Consider the following 14,704-nt stretch of genomic DNA (forward strand, 5'->3'; position numbering starts at 1 on the left):
ATGGGCCTGTGCCCGCACTTGCCCGTCATTCGAACTCGCGCCCGCCCACGTGCGGGTTCAGGCGCACAACCTGGTTGAGCCAGGTCCGTGGCCGCCGCACCAGGTCGTGTGGCACGTCGGCGCGCAGGCCCAGCAACTGCGCCAGGCGGGCGACGAAGTGGATGCAGTTGCACCGGTCCAGCTCGTGATAGCGGCTCGGCTGGTTGCGCCAGGTCTCCACCTCGGCCCGCAGGGTGCGGTACTGCGCATCGGTCAGCGGCATGCTGAAATGGCGGTTGGTGCGGGATACCTGGCGGGCCTCTTCCGAATAGATGACGTGTCGCGCCGGACCGCGGCTGGCGGCGGCAGTAACCGAGGCGGCGCCGAAGCCGAAGTTCTCGTCGATCCTCTCGCCGGTGGCCTCCAGCGTGCCTTCGAACACCACGAAGGTGTGCGGAAAGCGGCCGAACAGCACCGAACCGTTGAAGCTGTGGAAGTGGATCGTCACCTGCGCCAGCGCCGGGCTGGCAAGCAGCAGCAGCGCGCTGGCGAGTAGGCTGGCAAGTGCCCGCGCAACGAATCCGGAGAGAGGAACCATGCCGGTAATGGGGCCTCGCCCGGTGGCCAGGTCAAGCAACTTGCGGGGAACCGATGCTCAGCGCAGGCTCCGCACCAGCGTCGGCCAGTGCGCGCTCAGGGCCCCGGCGCGCAGCAGGTAGCTGGCGGCAAAGGCGCTCCACGCGCCAAGGTTGGCATAGGGTCGCAGCGCCAGGTCGAGCGCGAGATAGGCGAGGGTGGCCGCCACGGCGGCATTGCGCAGCGCGCGCCCCTGCGTGGCACCGATGAACACCCCGTCCAGCAGCCAGCTCGGCATCCCCAGCAAGGGCACGGCGGCGGCAAAGGGCAGCATCCGCGCGGCTTCCGCCCGCACGCCGGGATCGGTGGCGATCAGCGCCACCAGCGGCTGGCCCAGCGCGAGGAAGGCCAGTGCAAGCATCAGCCCCGCGACCGCCGAGAACTCTGCCGTCAGCCGCACGGCCCGGCGGAAGGCGGCGTGGTCGCGCGCACCCACGGCCTGGCCCACGTGGCTCTCTGCCGTGAAGGCGAAGGCATCCAGCACGAAGGCGGCCATGGCGATGAATTGCAGCAGCACATGGTTGGCCGCCAGCTCCACCGCCCCCAGCCGCGCCCCGGCATTGGTGAACCAGGTGAACATGGCCAGCAGGGCCAGGGTGCGGGCCATGATATCGGCATTGACCCGGATGATGCGGGCCAGGGCCGTGCGGTCGGTCAGGGTGCCAGGCGCCAGCCGCCGCCAGGTGGCCGGCAGGCTTTCGCCCAGCACATGACCCGCCAGCAGCAGGCCCACGCCCAGCGCCAGCCAGTCGGCGATCGCCGTGCCCAGCCCCGCCCCGAAGGGCCCCAGGCCGAGGCCCCAGACCAGCGCAATGCTGGCGGCGGCGTTCACCAGGTTCAGCACCAGTTGCAGGACCAGCGCCGGGCGGGTGCGGCCAAGGCCGATCAGCCAGCCGGTAAGGGCATAGGTGGCCAGCGCCGCTGGTGCGCCAAGGAAGCGGGCCGTGGCATAGTGGCCCGCCTGCCGCGTCACCTCGGGCTCACCCGCCAACAGCGCGAAGGCGGCCTGTTGCAGCGGCACGGACAAGGCCAGCAGCCCTCCGCCCAGGGCGAAGCCCAGCAATAGCCCCCGCAGCAGCAGGGCGCGGCTCTCGTCCCTGTCACCCCGGCCCAATGCCTGCGCCGCCATGCCGGACATGCCCATGCGCAGGAAGCCGAAGGCCCAGAACACCATGCTGATGACCGATGCCCCCAGCGCCACGCCAGCCAGGTCTGCCGCCGTGCCGGTGCGTCCGATCACTGCGGCATCGACCACACCGACCAGCGGGATCGCTGCCTGGCCCAGCATGATCGGCCAGGCCTGTGCCCAAACGGCCTTGCGCGTGAGAGGGGGCTGGGCCGCAGCGGTCATGTCGCGGCGCTTAGCCGTGCGGCGGCCCCTGCGCTATGGCAGAGGTGCGGGAGAAAGGCGCAGCACGGCGGTATCCGGCCCGTCCAGCAGCACGTAGAGCAGGCCATCCGGCCCCTGCGCCACGTCACGCACGCGCTGGTTGAGGCCGGTCAGCAGCGTCTCGCGCCGCAGTTCGCCCCAATCGGCGTTGAATACCACGCGCTCCAGCCCGCCGGTGTTGGCGATGCTGCCGCGCCGCCCGCTGCCGATGAACACGTTGCCGAGCCAGGCGGGGAAGGCCTCCCCCGAATAGACCACCATGCCCGATGGCGCAATGGAGGGGAGCCAGGCGACCAGCGGATCGGCCATGCCATCCACGTGGCGGCGGGCAGTGTCGATCCCGCTGCCATCATAGTTGCGGCCCAGCGAAACCACGGGCCAGCCATAGTTGGCCCCGCGTTCGATGCGGTTGAGTTCGTCACCCCCGTTAGGCCCGTGCTCGGCGGTGAGGATAGTGCCGTCAGGCAGCAGGGCGAGGGCGTGCTGGTCGCGGTGGCCCAGGCTCCACACGGCCGGGTGGGCACCCGGCTGGCCGGCAAACGGATTGTCCGCCGGGATAGAGCCATCGGCATTCAGCCGCAGCACCTTGCCATAGGGGCTGGCCGGGTCCTGTGCCTCGGCACCGAACGGGCTGCCGGTGGTCGCCCACAGGTGTCCGCTGGCATCCAGATCCACCCGCGCGCCGCCGGGATAGCCGGGCTGTTCGGCGGTGAAGACCGTTTCGATTTGCGTCAGCGCCGTGCCGGACAGGCGCGCACGCATAATGGTGAAGCGGCCGGTCTGCGGCGGCTGGTCGGGCTGGGCGGTATTGGGCTCCACCGTGTTCCATGTCCAGTAGACCAGGCCCGTGCCGGCGAAATCCGGGTCAACCGACACGTCGTTCAGGCCGAAACTGCGGTTGGTGGCCGATGGCAGCGGCATCCCTGCCACCGGCTGGGCCAGAAGTTCGGGCGACGGGCCGGTGGCCCCGCGCACCAGCCGCAGGTTGCCGCCCCGCTCTGCCACCAGCAGGTCGCCATCGGGCAGGAAGGCCAGGGCAAAGCTGCGCGGGAGGCCCCGCGCCACCACGGTTGCCGCCACGCCGTGCTGCTCGGCCGTGTCGAAAGTGTAGCTGTCGGCCAGTGGAGCCGGGGTTACGCCGGGCGGTCGGGCCTCCTGGGCAAGGGCGGGGGTGACCGCAAGCAGCGCCAGTGCAGCCGCGGCCACCCGCCGCCGGATCACTCCGCCGCCACCTTCAGCGCCGGGTCCAGGTGCCATTGCGGCACCGTGTCCGCCGCGCGCAGGCGGGCGCTTTCCTCGAACACGTATTCGCCGGTCATCGGGATTGCGTCGCGCTGCTTCACGTACTGGATCTGCCAGTTGACCAGGTTGCCGTGGCGGAAGCTCTGCTCCGCGCCGGCCAGGTAGAACAGCCACATGCGGTAGAACTGCTCGTCGTACATCTCGACGATCTCGTCCTTGTGCATCACGGTGCGCTTGTACCATTCCTCCAGCGTGTAGCTGTAGTGGAAGCGCATCGCCTCCACGTCCATGATCTGGAAGCCGAACTTCTCGCTCTGCGTCACCAGTTCGGACAGGGCGGGGATATAGCCGCCGGGGAAGATGTACTTGCGCGTCCAGGCATCGGTGAAGCCGGGGCCGTTGGCGCGCCCGCAGCAGTGGCTGAACATCACCCCGTCATCGGCCAGCAGCTTGTGCGTGTGTTCATAGAACTGCGGGTAATGCGGCGTGCCGACATGCTCGAGCAGGCCGACCGAGCTGATCCGGTCGAACGTGCCCTCCACGTCGCGATAGTCCATCAGCTTGAACTTGACCTTGTCGTCCACGCCAAGCTGCTTTGCGCGCTCCTTGCAGAAGGCGATCTGGTCCGGCGCCAGGGCCACGCCCAGCACTTCGCAGCCATAATGCTTGTTGAGGTAGAGGGCGAAACCGCCCCAGCCGCAGCCGATATCCAGCACACGCATGGGCCGGTCCATCTCCCGCGCCTTCTGCATGTACATCTTGGCCGCCATGTGGGCCTTCTTGTCCACCTGCGCCTGTTCCAGGCTGGTCTTGGTGGGATCCGCATCGCGGTAATAGGCCATGGTGTACTGACGGTCCTCGTCCAGGAACAGCTCGTACAGGCGGCGGGTGAGGTTGTAGGTGTGCTCGGCGTTCTTGCGCGCCTTGCCCTTCAGGTTGACGCTGTCGATCCGGGCGAGGGTCTTCTGCGCGAACTTGCGCCAGGGGCCCTTGGGCTTCAGGCTGGCGCTCTTGCGGCCCTTGGCGTTCATGGTGACGAACAGCACCATGTCGCGGATGTCATAGGGCTCGTCGACCTCAAGCCAGCCCCACATGTAGGCCTCGCCCGCGCCCACCTGCGGATAGCGGGCGATGTGCGCGCTGGCCTTGGGATTGGTGAGGCGGATGTGCATCGGCCCCTTGTCCATCGTTTCCGCGCCCGGACCGTATTCGTAGACCTTGCCATCGTGGTCGTGCACCACGAGCTTGCCCACGGTGATTGCCTTGCCCAGAAACTTGTCCAACAGCCACATGCGGCTCTGCTCCCCATTCACCCAATATCGAGGCGGGAGTTTGAACGGCAGGCTTGCCGCGTGTCAATCTTTGGCTGACATTGCGGGGCATGGCACAGAGCAAGACCAGGCCCACGCCCGTGACGGCTGCGCAGTTCATCGCCGCCGTGGACCACCCCGGCAAGCGCGCCGATGCGGCGGTACTGGATGCGCTGTTCCGCCGCCTGACCGGGCAGCCGCCGGTAATGTGGGGGCCCAGCATCGTGGGTTATGGCCAATACCACTACCGCTACGAGAGCGGCCACGAAGGGGACATGTGCCGGGTGGGCTTCTCGCCGCGATCCGCCAGGCATTCGTTTTATGTGATGGCCTGCGGGGACGAGAGCGAGGAGGCCGCCTTTGCCCCGCTGCTGGCGCGCCTTGGCAAGCATTCGCGGGGCAAGGCCTGCCTCTACGTCAACAAGCTGGCCGATGTGGACCTGGCCGTGCTGGAGGAGATGGTGGCGCTTGGCTGGCACCGCTCGTTCGAGAAGTGGCCGGATTAGGCCGTCAGATCCCCGCGTACCACTGGTAGCCCACGTGGTCTTCCCAGTAGCCGCCCTGGCCAAGGCCGATATCGTCGAGGCTGGTGACGAGTTCGATCCCGGTCAGGTACTTGGCGTGCTTGTAGCCCAGTTGCCGCTCGATCCGCAGGCGCAGCGGGGCGCCGTTGAGTTCCGGCAGGTCGGCCCCGTTCATCGTGTGGGCCAGGATCGTCTGCGGGTGCAGGGCATCGTCCATGTCGCAGCTTTCGTAGTACGGTCCCTGCCGGAAGCTGTCGGCGCAGCGGAACACGACATAGCGGGCACCCGGCTGCACACCGGCGAGCGCGAGGATTTCCGACAGTTGCGGGCCGGTCCACTCGGCAATCGCGCTCCACCCTTCCACGCAATCGTGCCGGGTCACCTGGGTGCGCTGGCGCAGGGCCTTCATCTCGGCCAGCGACAGGGCCAGCGGGTTGTCGACAAGGCCGGTGACGGTAAAGCGCCAGTCTGTAAAGCCGTTGGCCAGGTGCGCGCGGTAATCGTCTGAATCGACTTCGGTATTGCCGTTACCGCGGAAGAACGGGCTTACCTCGCTGCGGTCGAATTCCGGCGCCATCTGGATGCGGCCGAAGCCCAGGCCCCGGTGCAGGCCGCGGTGCCAGCTTTCCGCCCCATCGACCAGCGCGCCAAACCAGGCGCTCTCCCCGATCTTGCTGCAGCCGGTGAGGAAAGCCGCGGCCATGGCGGCCAGCAGGTTACGCCGCTGCATCGTCGGCCCCTCCGGTAATCATCGCGCGCATCTGCTTCAGCGGGCCGGACAGCAGCACCAGCAGAACATGGCCGATCATGAAGATGACCAGCGCCCAGGCACACAGGAAATGGATGGAGCGCGCAGACTGCCGCCCGCCCAGCAGGTCAAGCAGCCAGGGGAACGCCGCGTTCATTCCGGGGCTGATCGCCATGCCGGTGAAGATCATCAGCGGCAGCAGGATGAAGATCACCTTGGCGTAGGCGACCTTCTGCAGGAAATTGAACTTCGATCCGGCGTGTTCGAACTTCAGCTTCAGGTGCGCGCGGATATCGGCCCAGACGTGGGCAGGGCGGTAATCCGCCAGCCGCGTTGTCAGGTCACGCCGGAAGTGGCCGTTCAGCACCGATGCCAGCATGAAGGCGGCCAGCGAAAAGGCGAAGACCAGCGCGAACAGTACGTGCCAGTCCCGCGACTGGGCCAGGCTGTAGGTGCTGGGTATGGTCATCCAGCCGGGAAAGAACGGCACGTGCAGCCAGGCATCCGCCTTGTCGAACCCCCAGTCCCCCCAATAGAGCCGCCGGTGGGCGTTGGAGATGCCCAGGCCGCTCATGAACAGGATCACCAGCGAGACGAGGTTGATCCAGTGCCACATCCGGGTGCTGAGGGCGTGACGTTTTCGCTGTGTGGCCATCAACCGGCGGTCTCCTCCCGCGCCAGATACAGCACATCGCGCCGCTGGGCCACCAGATGCTGGCCGGAATCGACGAACAGGTGCTGGCCGCTTGCCACCGGGCCGGTGGCCAGGAACAGCGCCCCTTGCGCGATTTCCTCCGCCCCCGTGCGCCGCTGCAGCAGGTTCATGCGGTGCGAGATTTCCGCCTCCTCGGCCGTCTGGTCATGACTGGGCAGGATCGCGCCGGGGGCCAGCCGCAGCACCTTGTCGCCTCCAGTGCAGTCCATCGCCAGCAGGGCCATGGCCGCGTCCACCGCGTGCTTGCTGATGGTGTAGCTGTAGAAATCGGGATTGGGGTTGGCCAGCTTCTGGTCGGTCACCTGGATGAAGCGGCGGCCTGCGGCAGAGCGGGCGTGCGACAGGAAGCTGCGGGCCATGCGCGCCGGGGTGGCGGCGTTGATCGCCATCGACCGGGCGAAGACCGCCGGATCGGGCGCGCGGGTGGTATCCTCCACGAAGATCGAGGCATTGCTGACCAGCACCCGCCAGTCCGGCAGGCGGGCCGCCAGCGCGCGCACCATGGCTTCTGCCGCATCGGCATCGGCCAGGTCGCACTGCACGGTTTCGGCCGCGGGCAATTCAGCCGCCAGTGCATCAGCCGCCTCGCCCGAGGTGCCGTAGTGGATCACTACATGCCAGCCAGCCTTGGCAAAGGCGCGCGCCATTGCCGCGCCGAGGCGATGGGCGGCCCCGGTGATGAGGACGGATGGTCGGGCGTGCTCCTGCGGCATGAACCGGCGATACTAGGCCACGGGCCCGGCGATGGCGAGGCCGACCAAAGTAACCCCGAAATCAACCTCAAGAATCTCGGACAGAGTCATTGTGCGCCGGAAAAATCGGCAATAGGGAAGGACAAAATCAAATGGGCGTGGGGATTCTGCAATGATCGGCAACAAGGTTCTGGCTGTGGCTTCGGCATGGGCGCTGGCGGCTGCCCTGCCAGCGGTGGCGCTGGCACAGGCCGCGCCGCCGCCTGCTGCCGCACCCGCCCGGCCCGCGCCGCCGCCCGCCCTGGGCGCCGGACCGTGGACCTACCAGACGCACGCTGGCCCGGTGCGCGCGGAAATCGTGGTGCGCGGGCTGGACCATCCGTGGGGCATGGCTTTTGCCCCGGACGGCGCGATCCTGGTGACCGAGCGACTTGGCCGCGTGCGGGTGATCCGCAACGGCGTGCTCGATCCCGCGCCGCTCGCCGGCTTTCCGGACATTTTCAACACCGGCATCGCGGGGCTTAACGACATTGTCCTGCATCCCGATTTTGCCCGCAACCGGCTGGTCTATTTCGCCTATTCGGCCAACAACCCGGACAATGCAGAGCAGCAGGCGCTGCAGGTCGCCCGCGCCCGCTGGGATGGCGGCGGGGCGCTGACCAACTGGGAGGTCATCTTCACCGCCAGCCCCTGGTACGGCGCCAACGATGCGCCCACGCGGTGCTGCGGGCAGGGCCCGGCCTTCGGCAGCTTTGGCGGGCGCATCCTGTTCGATCCGGACGGCTACCTCTACGTCACCAGCGGCGATCGCAACTATGGCGAACTGGTGGCCGATCCCGGCAACCACATCGGCAAGATCCTGCGCCTCAACGCCGATGGCAGCGTGCCCGCCGGCAACCCGTGGGTGGGCATGGCAGGCCACGCGCCAGAGGTGTGGTCCACCGGCCACCGCAACCCACTTGGCCTCACCTATAACACCCTCACCGGCCAGCTCTGGGAAAGCGAGTTCGGCCCGCGCGGGGGTGACGAGGTGAACCGCATCCAGCGCGGCGGGGACTATGGCTGGATGAGCGTGACGCAGGGCTTCCACTACAACGGCGCGCAGCAGGAATTCGTGCGCAACCGCCCCGGCAAGATCGATCCGGTGCTGGCCTTCGGCCCGCCGTCGCTCAACCCGGGTAACCTGGCCTTCTACGATGGCGCGCTGTTCCCGCAATGGCGGGGTGACTTGTTCCTGGCCAGCTTCACGCAGGGGCTGCTGCGCTATGACACGGATGTCAGCGGCACGCCGGTGGGCGAGCCGGAACACATGCTGCATGACCTGGGCCAGCGCTGGCGCGACGTGCGCACCGGACCGGATGGCGCGCTCTACCTGATAAGCGACATGGCCGACGGGGTGCTGCTGAAGATCACGCCGGGAGAATAAGGCCGCACCGGGCCTTGCAATCGCCCCATAATGTAACAATGTTACATAGCGAAGGAGATTGCTATGGCCAATGCCAATACCCCCACGCCGCGCCTGCTTGACGAGGCTGACATCCGCCCCGGTATGCGGATCCTTGATGTGGGATGCGCCATGGGGCTGCTGACGCGCGAGCTGGCCGTGCGAGCAGGTCCTTCCGGCGAGGTTGTCGGGATAGACATGGACGCGGCCCGGCTGGAGCAGGCGCGGGCAGAGGAGCCAGGCGAAAGCGCGGCACCGATCACCTACCGGCAAGCAGACCTTGGCGAGGACCTGCCGGACCTTGGCCTGTTTGACGTGATCGTGGGCCGCAGGGTGCTGATGTATCTGCCTGACCCCGCTGCGGTGCTGGCGAAACTGGCCCGGCTGCTGCGGCCCGGCGGGACCATGGCCTGGCACGAGCATTGCGGCGCGAGCCAGCCGTTCTCGACGGTCCCTCTGCCGCAGCATGCCCGCCTGGCCGACCTGATCTGGCAGACCATCGCGCTGGAAGGCGGCCGGCCCGGCACCGCGCTGTGCCTGCCGGCGATGCTGCGCGACTGCGGTCTTGTGCCTGGCCCCCTGCGGGTGGAAGCCATCGTCATCGAGCCCGATGCTCCGGGCGGCGCGGCGGCGATGGCGCGGATGATGTTGCCGCGCATGGTGGCGGCTGGCCTGATCGCGCAGGACACGTTCGATGGCGAGGGCTTCGTCACCGCGCTGGAAGCCGAGCGGGCACAGGCTGCCGCGCCGATCATCTGGGATCACGCCTATCTGGTGATTGCTCGCAAGCCCGCCGCCTGACCGGGCCGGCCACGCCTCACTGCGCGCTGGCCGCCACGTTGTAGCGCTGCACCTCGTCCTGCGTCAGGCAATAGCGGGTGCTGGGATCGTCCACGTTGCCCACGGACTGCTGGCGGTACATCACCTCGGTCAGCAGGCGGCGGCTGATGCCCATGCGGATCAGGAAATCGTTGTCCTCGCTGGCCAGCAGGGCGCTCGACTGTTCGATGCTGACGATCAGTTCGGTGGTCGCCTGGGTTCCGTCCAGCACGCTTTCGCTGATCACCGTGCGGTCATTGGTGTGGGTGAACATGTGCACCATGAACAGGCCGCCCGGTTCCACCACCCGCGGACGGCCGCCCATGAACACGAAGTTGCAGGCGGAAAAGCAGGTCCAGCCCGCGGGGATGCGGGTGAGCAGGCCGGGGTAGGAACGGATCACCCGGCCCGCTGCATTGCCCGCCGTGGCATCGCCGCCCTGCGATTTCAGCCACACCTCGGCAATCTGCTCGTCCGCATCGATCGCCGCGCGCAGGCGATCGGGCAGGGTGGCATCGATGATCCCTTCAGCCACCAGCACGCGCATCCCGCCCACGTCGCGCGGGGTCAGCGTCATGCGGGTGCTGGGGCCCCAGTCGATGGTGGCGGGGCAGGTGGGATTGGCCGGGTCCATCGGCGGCGCGCTCTGGGCAGAGAGCGCCAGCGCGCAGGTGACGGCGGCAAAGGCCCGGGCAGCGCGCATCGACACCCTCAGGCGACGATGGCGTAGCGCACGGCGGGCGGCAGGCGGCACATGCGCTTGTCGGCGCGGGTTTCCTCGCCATCCACGATGATCACGTCGGTCACCGTAATGCAGTCACGCCCGTCGTTGCCCGGCTGTTCCACCCCGCTGACGGTGGAGGTGCCGGACACGTCGCGCCGGGTATCGCTGGTCCAGGCCGCCATCTGGCCCACTTCGGGCCGGCCGGCCTCATCCCCGTCGGCGCTGCGGACGGCTGCCAGCGTGGCATCGGCGGCCTTCTTCTGCTCCTCCGGATCGAGCTTGCAGGCGATGCTGGCATCGAGCTGGTCGGCAAATTCGGCCGAGGGCACCCAGGACGATACGCCCGAGCGGCTGGCCGCATCGTTGGCCAGACCACTGAAGATATTGCCCAGCGCCCGGCTGCCCGCATTGCTGGAACTGCCGGTGGCGCAGCCATCGCTGGAGGCGGCGGCATTGGTGGCCCCGCGCGCCCGGCGCAGGATGCCGCCGAACTGGGCATGGGCCACCATCGGGGCCATCAGGCCGGCGACGAGGGCGCTGCTGACGAGCACGCGAGCTGACTTGTTCATGGCCAAAAATCCTTGCCGCTGCCCCGGTTTCACAGGCCCTCCAGATACTCCACTGCAACCCGCAGCGCAATCAGGGTGGCGGCAATCAGAGCGGCGGCAGGGCGGCCTGCAACTCGTCCAGCCACAGGTCGGCCACGGCATCGCTGGGGGCGCGCCAGTCGCCGCGCGGGGACAGGGCGCCGCCGCTGGACACCTTGGGGCCGTTGGGCAGGGCGCTGCGCTTGAACTGGCTGAACTGGAAGAAGCGCCGCAGGAAATTCTCCAGCCACTTGGCGATGGTCGCCAGGTCATAGCGGTTGCGCGCGTTTTGTGCGAAGAACGGCGGCCAGTTGCCAGCCGCCGCGTCGCGCCAGGCATGCCAGGCCAGGAAGGCTACGTGCGATGGGGCCAGGCCATAGCGGGCGGTATAGTGCAGGAAGAAGTCATTCAGCTCGTAAGGCCCGACCGCGGCTTCCGTGCTCTGCACAGCGCCATCGGCCCCTACCGGCACCAGTTCCGGGCTTATCTCGGTGTCGAGGATTGCCTGGAGCACGGCGTCGGTATCGTGGCTGAACTGCTCGCTGCGGATCGTCCAGCGGATCAGGTGCTGGATCAGCGTCTTGGGCACGCCGGAGTTGACGCCATAGTGGCTCATGTGGTCGCCCACGCCATAGGTGCACCAGCCCAGCGCCAGTTCTGACAGGTCGCCCGTGCCGACCACGAAGCCCTTGTGCTGCCCGGCCAGCCGGAACAGGTAATCGGTGCGCAGGCCCGCCTGCACGTTCTCGAACACCACATCGTACACCGGCTCGCCATTGGCGAAGGCGTGGCCGATGTTGTGCAGCATGGTGGTGGCCGTGGGGCGGATGTCGATTTCCTCCGCCGTGATGCCGAAGGCCTCCATCAGCTTCCAGGCATTGCCCCTGGTATGCTCGGTGGTGCCGAAACCGGGCATGGTATAGCCGCGGATCATGGAGCGCGGCAGGCCCAGCCGGTCGCAGCACTTGGCCGCCACGATCAGGGCATGGGTGGAATCGAGGCCGCCGGAAATGCCGATTACCAGCGCTTGCGAGCGGGTTGATTCCAGCCGACGCATCAGCCCGTCCACCTGGATGTTGAACGCCTCGTAGCAGTCCTCGTCCAGCTTGTGCGGGCGATCGGGCACAAAGGGGAAGCGGGCGACGGGGCGGATCAGGCCAAGGTCGCCCTGCTGCGGGCGGTGCGGCATGGCCACGCGGCGGAACTGCTGGGCCGGGCGTCCTGCGGCGGTGACGCCGTCGTCGAAGGTCTTGTTGCGCAGGCGATCCCCGGCCAGCCGGGCGCAGTCGATATCGGCAATGGCCAGCTCGGCATCGCGGGAAAAGCGCTCGCTCTCCACCAGCAGGTCACCCTGTTCGTAGATGAAGCCCTGGCCGTCCCACGCATGGTCGGTGGTGCTCTCGCCATGCCCGGCGGCGGAGTAGATATAGGCGGTGCCGGTGCGGGCCGAATGGCTGCGGGCCAGCAGGTGGCGCTCGTCGCTCTTGCCGATCACGATGTTGCTGGCGGACAGGTTGGCGCACACCGTGGCCCCGGCCAGCGCCCCGGCAATGGCGGGCGGGACGGGGCTCCACATGTCCTCGCAGATTTCCACGTGCAGCACGAAATGCGGGTTCACCGTGCTGGCGAAGACCAGGTCCACGCCGAACGGCACATCGCTGCCGGCCACGCGGATCGTTTCGCCGCGCACGTCTCGCCCGTGGGCGAACCAGCGCTTTTCGTAGAACTCGCGATAGTTGGGCAGGTAGCTCTTGGGTACGGCGCCCAGCAGGCGGCCATCGGCGATCACCAGCGCGCAGTTGAACAACTGGTGGTTGTGCCGCAGCGGAGCGCCGATCACCAGGATGGGCGACAGGCCCGCACTGGCCAGGACGATGGCGGCCAGTTCCGCCTCCACTCGCCGCAACAGGGCATCCTGCATCACCAGGTCGTCGAGCATGTAGCTGGACAGGCTGAGTTCGGGATAGACCAGCAGGTCCACCCCGGCATCGTGCGCGCGGCGCGCCTCGGCCAGGATGCCGGCGGCGTTATAGGCCACGTCTGCCGTGCGCACCTGCGGGGTGGAGGCGGCGGCGCGGATGAAGTGGTGGGTGTGCAGGTCGAAGAAGGGGTGCATGGCGGCGGCAGGGGCTTTCCGGGGGGATGTGGTGTCAACGGCTGGGGGCGTGATCGGCTCCAGCCAATCCTGTGGGCCACAGATGCCCAGTTCCGCCAGCCGTTTCTGCACCGGGGGGCGGGGGATCTTGCCTTTCGCCTCCCAGCCATAGACGGTGCGGCTGGGCCAGGCTTCGGGCGCGCCATACAGGCGGCCGAACTCCCCGGCGGAAAGGGGTGGCTGGTGGCTGTCGCGCCACCGGCGGATCATCTGGCCTGCGCGGTGCATGGCCAAAGGTGGTATCCGAAAAGGATACTTGCTGCAAGCAGCATTGCCGCTTGCGACGGCGATCGGGCGGGCGCTAGAGGCATTTTGACATGCTCAACACCGCTACTTTCGGCCCGCTGCGGCACCGGTCCTTCGCTATCGTGGTTTTCGCCAGCCTGCTGGCCAACCTGGGCAATACCATCCAGTCGGTTGGCGCTAGCTGGCACCTGACCGAGCTGGGCTATCCGGCGGACGTGGTGGCGCTGGTGCAGACGTTCTACAACCTGCCCATCATGCTGCTGGGCCTGCCCGCAGGGGCCTGGTCCGACATGGTCGACAAGCGCAGGATGCTGCTGCTGGCGCTGGCAGGGATGCTGGCGGTGTCCGTGCTGCTGGCAGGGCTGGTGCAGGCGGGCGCGGCAGGGCCGGTGGTGGTGCTTGGCCTCACGGCGGCACTGGCCTGCGGGGTGGGTTGCGTGATCCCGGCGGCTGCATCGTCGGTCAATTTCTCGGTCCCGCGCAGCGAGCTGGCGGCGGCCGTGGCGCTGAACATCCTGGGCTTCAACGTGGCGCGCAGCTTCGGGCCGGCGCTGGGCGGGGGGATCACCTCGCTTGCTGGGGCCAGCGGGGCCTTCACCGTCAGCGCGCTGGCCTATGCGCTGGTCATTGCCCTGCTGTGGCGCTGGCGCGTGCCGTTCGCGCAGAACCTGACGCGGCGTCCGATCATGCCGATGATGGCAGAGGGCCTGCGCTTTGCCTTCCACTCGCCGCAACTGCGCACGATCATGATCCGCGCGGTCACCTTCACCATCGCCGGGGCGGCGGCCTGGGCGGTGATGCCGCTGTTCGCCGCCGAGGTGCTGGAGGCGGGGCCTGCTGTCTATGGACTGCTGCTGGCCGCGCTGGGGGTGGGCGCGGTGATCGGCGCAGGCACCGCCACCTGGTTCCGCAGCCGCTATTCGTCAGAGGCGATCATCCGTGCGGCGGGGCTGATCTATGGCGCGGGCGTGTTGCTGGTGGCGCTGCAACCGGGCCTTCCCGCGACCCTGGTGCTGCTGGTGTTCGCGGGGGCGGGCTGGGTGCAGGCCCTCAGCGGCTTCGCCGTGGCCGGCCAGTTGTGGGCCACGCAAGACGTGGTGGGGCGGGTGTCCTCGATGATCAGCGGCGTGACCTTCGGGGGCATCGCCATCGGTTCGTGGCTGTGGGGCCACGCGGGGGAGAGCTTCGGCATAACCACGGCCTTTATGGCCAGCGGTGCGGCCATGTTGGTGTTACCGCTACTGGGGCTGGTGCTGCCGATGCCGGCGCACAGATAGGGGGTGCCAATGCGACAGTTCGGAGTTTTTGCGCTGCTGCTGCTGGGAGCTGGCTGCGCGCCGACCCCCGATGGCGGTGTTCGTGTCGAGCGATCCCTGGTTGGTTGCGGGCCGACAGCGGCCTTGCGCATCGGTGTCCGGGACGAATACCGCGAATATCCGCCGGCCTGTGCCCTGCCCACGTCAGATGAACTCGCGCGCGGCTGTGCCGTAGCA

At 68.1% G+C, this 14,704-nt stretch carries 14 protein-coding genes; 4 read left to right on the forward strand and 10 right to left on the reverse strand.

Features of this window, described 5'->3' with window-relative positions; all coding sequences use genetic code 11:
* Positions 1 to 25: 25 nt before the first annotated feature.
* The 4 genes from GRI99_RS07285 to GRI99_RS07300 are packed head-to-tail and all read right to left on the reverse strand — an operon-like array spanning position 26 to position 4,539.
* On the reverse strand, positions 26 to 577 hold the full coding sequence (locus tag GRI99_RS07285; protein WP_237438181.1) for a hypothetical protein: 552 nt from the start codon (positions 575 to 577) through the stop codon (positions 26 to 28).
* Between the two features lie 57 nt (positions 578 to 634).
* On the reverse strand, positions 635 to 1,966 hold the full coding sequence (locus GRI99_RS07290) for an MATE family efflux transporter (RefSeq protein WP_237438182.1): 1,332 nt from the start codon (positions 1,964 to 1,966) through the stop codon (positions 635 to 637).
* A gap of 33 nt (positions 1,967 to 1,999) precedes the next feature.
* Positions 2,000 to 3,262: a PQQ-dependent sugar dehydrogenase gene (locus tag GRI99_RS07295; protein WP_160771362.1), complete on the reverse strand. Its 1,263-nt coding sequence runs from the start codon at positions 3,260 to 3,262 to the stop codon at positions 2,000 to 2,002.
* The gene (locus GRI99_RS07300; protein ID WP_160771363.1) at positions 3,223 to 4,539 is read right to left on the reverse strand and encodes an SAM-dependent methyltransferase; all 1,317 of its coding nucleotides are present in this window, start codon (positions 4,537 to 4,539) and stop codon (positions 3,223 to 3,225) included. The genes GRI99_RS07295 and GRI99_RS07300 overlap by 40 nt, the downstream gene beginning before the upstream one ends.
* An 89-nt stretch (positions 4,540 to 4,628) precedes the next feature.
* Here GRI99_RS07300 and GRI99_RS07305 point away from each other — a divergent pair, with 89 nt between their 5' ends.
* Positions 4,629 to 5,063: a DUF1801 domain-containing protein gene (locus tag GRI99_RS07305; protein WP_160771364.1), complete on the forward strand. Its 435-nt coding sequence runs from the start codon at positions 4,629 to 4,631 to the stop codon at positions 5,061 to 5,063.
* Positions 5,064 to 5,067: 4 nt separating this feature from the next.
* Here the strand turns inward: GRI99_RS07305 and GRI99_RS07310 are convergent, their stop codons facing one another.
* Genes GRI99_RS07310 through GRI99_RS07320 form a run of 3 tightly spaced genes read right to left on the reverse strand, consistent with a single transcriptional unit; the run spans position 5,068 to position 7,257 of the window.
* Complete coding sequence (locus tag GRI99_RS07310; RefSeq protein ID WP_160771365.1) at positions 5,068 to 5,811, reverse strand: molybdopterin-dependent oxidoreductase; 744 nt, start codon at positions 5,809 to 5,811, stop codon at positions 5,068 to 5,070.
* Positions 5,798 to 6,484: a cytochrome b/b6 domain-containing protein gene (locus GRI99_RS07315; protein WP_160771366.1), complete on the reverse strand. Its 687-nt coding sequence runs from the start codon at positions 6,482 to 6,484 to the stop codon at positions 5,798 to 5,800. The genes GRI99_RS07310 and GRI99_RS07315 overlap by 14 nt, the downstream gene beginning before the upstream one ends.
* Positions 6,484 to 7,257, reverse strand: a complete 774-nt coding sequence (locus GRI99_RS07320) for an SDR family oxidoreductase (RefSeq protein WP_160771367.1) — start codon at positions 7,255 to 7,257, stop codon at positions 6,484 to 6,486. Before GRI99_RS07320 ends, GRI99_RS07315 begins: the two co-directional genes overlap by 1 nt.
* Before the next feature lie 151 nt (positions 7,258 to 7,408).
* Here GRI99_RS07320 and GRI99_RS07325 point away from each other — a divergent pair, with 151 nt between their 5' ends.
* Together GRI99_RS07325 and GRI99_RS07330 are read left to right on the forward strand one after the other, a co-directional pair.
* The gene (locus tag GRI99_RS07325; protein WP_160771368.1) at positions 7,409 to 8,662 is read left to right on the forward strand and encodes a PQQ-dependent sugar dehydrogenase; all 1,254 of its coding nucleotides are present in this window, start codon (positions 7,409 to 7,411) and stop codon (positions 8,660 to 8,662) included.
* A 63-nt stretch (positions 8,663 to 8,725) separates the two neighbouring features.
* Complete coding sequence (locus GRI99_RS07330; RefSeq protein ID WP_160771369.1) at positions 8,726 to 9,481, forward strand: methyltransferase domain-containing protein; 756 nt, start codon at positions 8,726 to 8,728, stop codon at positions 9,479 to 9,481.
* A gap of 16 nt (positions 9,482 to 9,497) precedes the next feature.
* On the opposite strand, the gene GRI99_RS07335 is transcribed toward GRI99_RS07330, so the two are convergent.
* The 3 genes from GRI99_RS07335 to GRI99_RS07345 all read right to left on the reverse strand — a co-directional run bounded on the left by GRI99_RS07335 (position 9,498) and on the right by GRI99_RS07345 (position 12,926).
* The gene (locus GRI99_RS07335; RefSeq protein WP_237438183.1) at positions 9,498 to 10,202 is read right to left on the reverse strand and encodes a COG3904 family protein; all 705 of its coding nucleotides are present in this window, start codon (positions 10,200 to 10,202) and stop codon (positions 9,498 to 9,500) included.
* 8 nt (positions 10,203 to 10,210) lie between these two features.
* A complete protein-coding gene (locus tag GRI99_RS07340; RefSeq protein ID WP_160771370.1) occupies positions 10,211 to 10,792 on the reverse strand; it encodes a hypothetical protein in 582 nt (193 codons plus the stop codon).
* Positions 10,793 to 10,877: 85 nt separating this feature from the next.
* Positions 10,878 to 12,926, reverse strand: coding sequence for an NAD(+) synthase (locus GRI99_RS07345; protein WP_237438229.1), 2,049 nt, complete (start codon positions 12,924 to 12,926; stop codon positions 10,878 to 10,880).
* Between the two features lie 356 nt (positions 12,927 to 13,282).
* Between GRI99_RS07345 and GRI99_RS07350 the strand changes: the two genes are divergently transcribed.
* Positions 13,283 to 14,488, forward strand: coding sequence for an MFS transporter (locus GRI99_RS07350; protein WP_160771372.1), 1,206 nt, complete (start codon positions 13,283 to 13,285; stop codon positions 14,486 to 14,488).
* The last annotated feature ends 216 nt before the right edge of the window (positions 14,489 to 14,704 follow it).

Origin of the sequence: Alteraurantiacibacter buctensis (assembly GCF_009827655.1) — a bacterium.
Classification (GTDB): Bacteria; Pseudomonadota; Alphaproteobacteria; order Sphingomonadales; family Sphingomonadaceae; genus Alteraurantiacibacter; species Alteraurantiacibacter buctensis.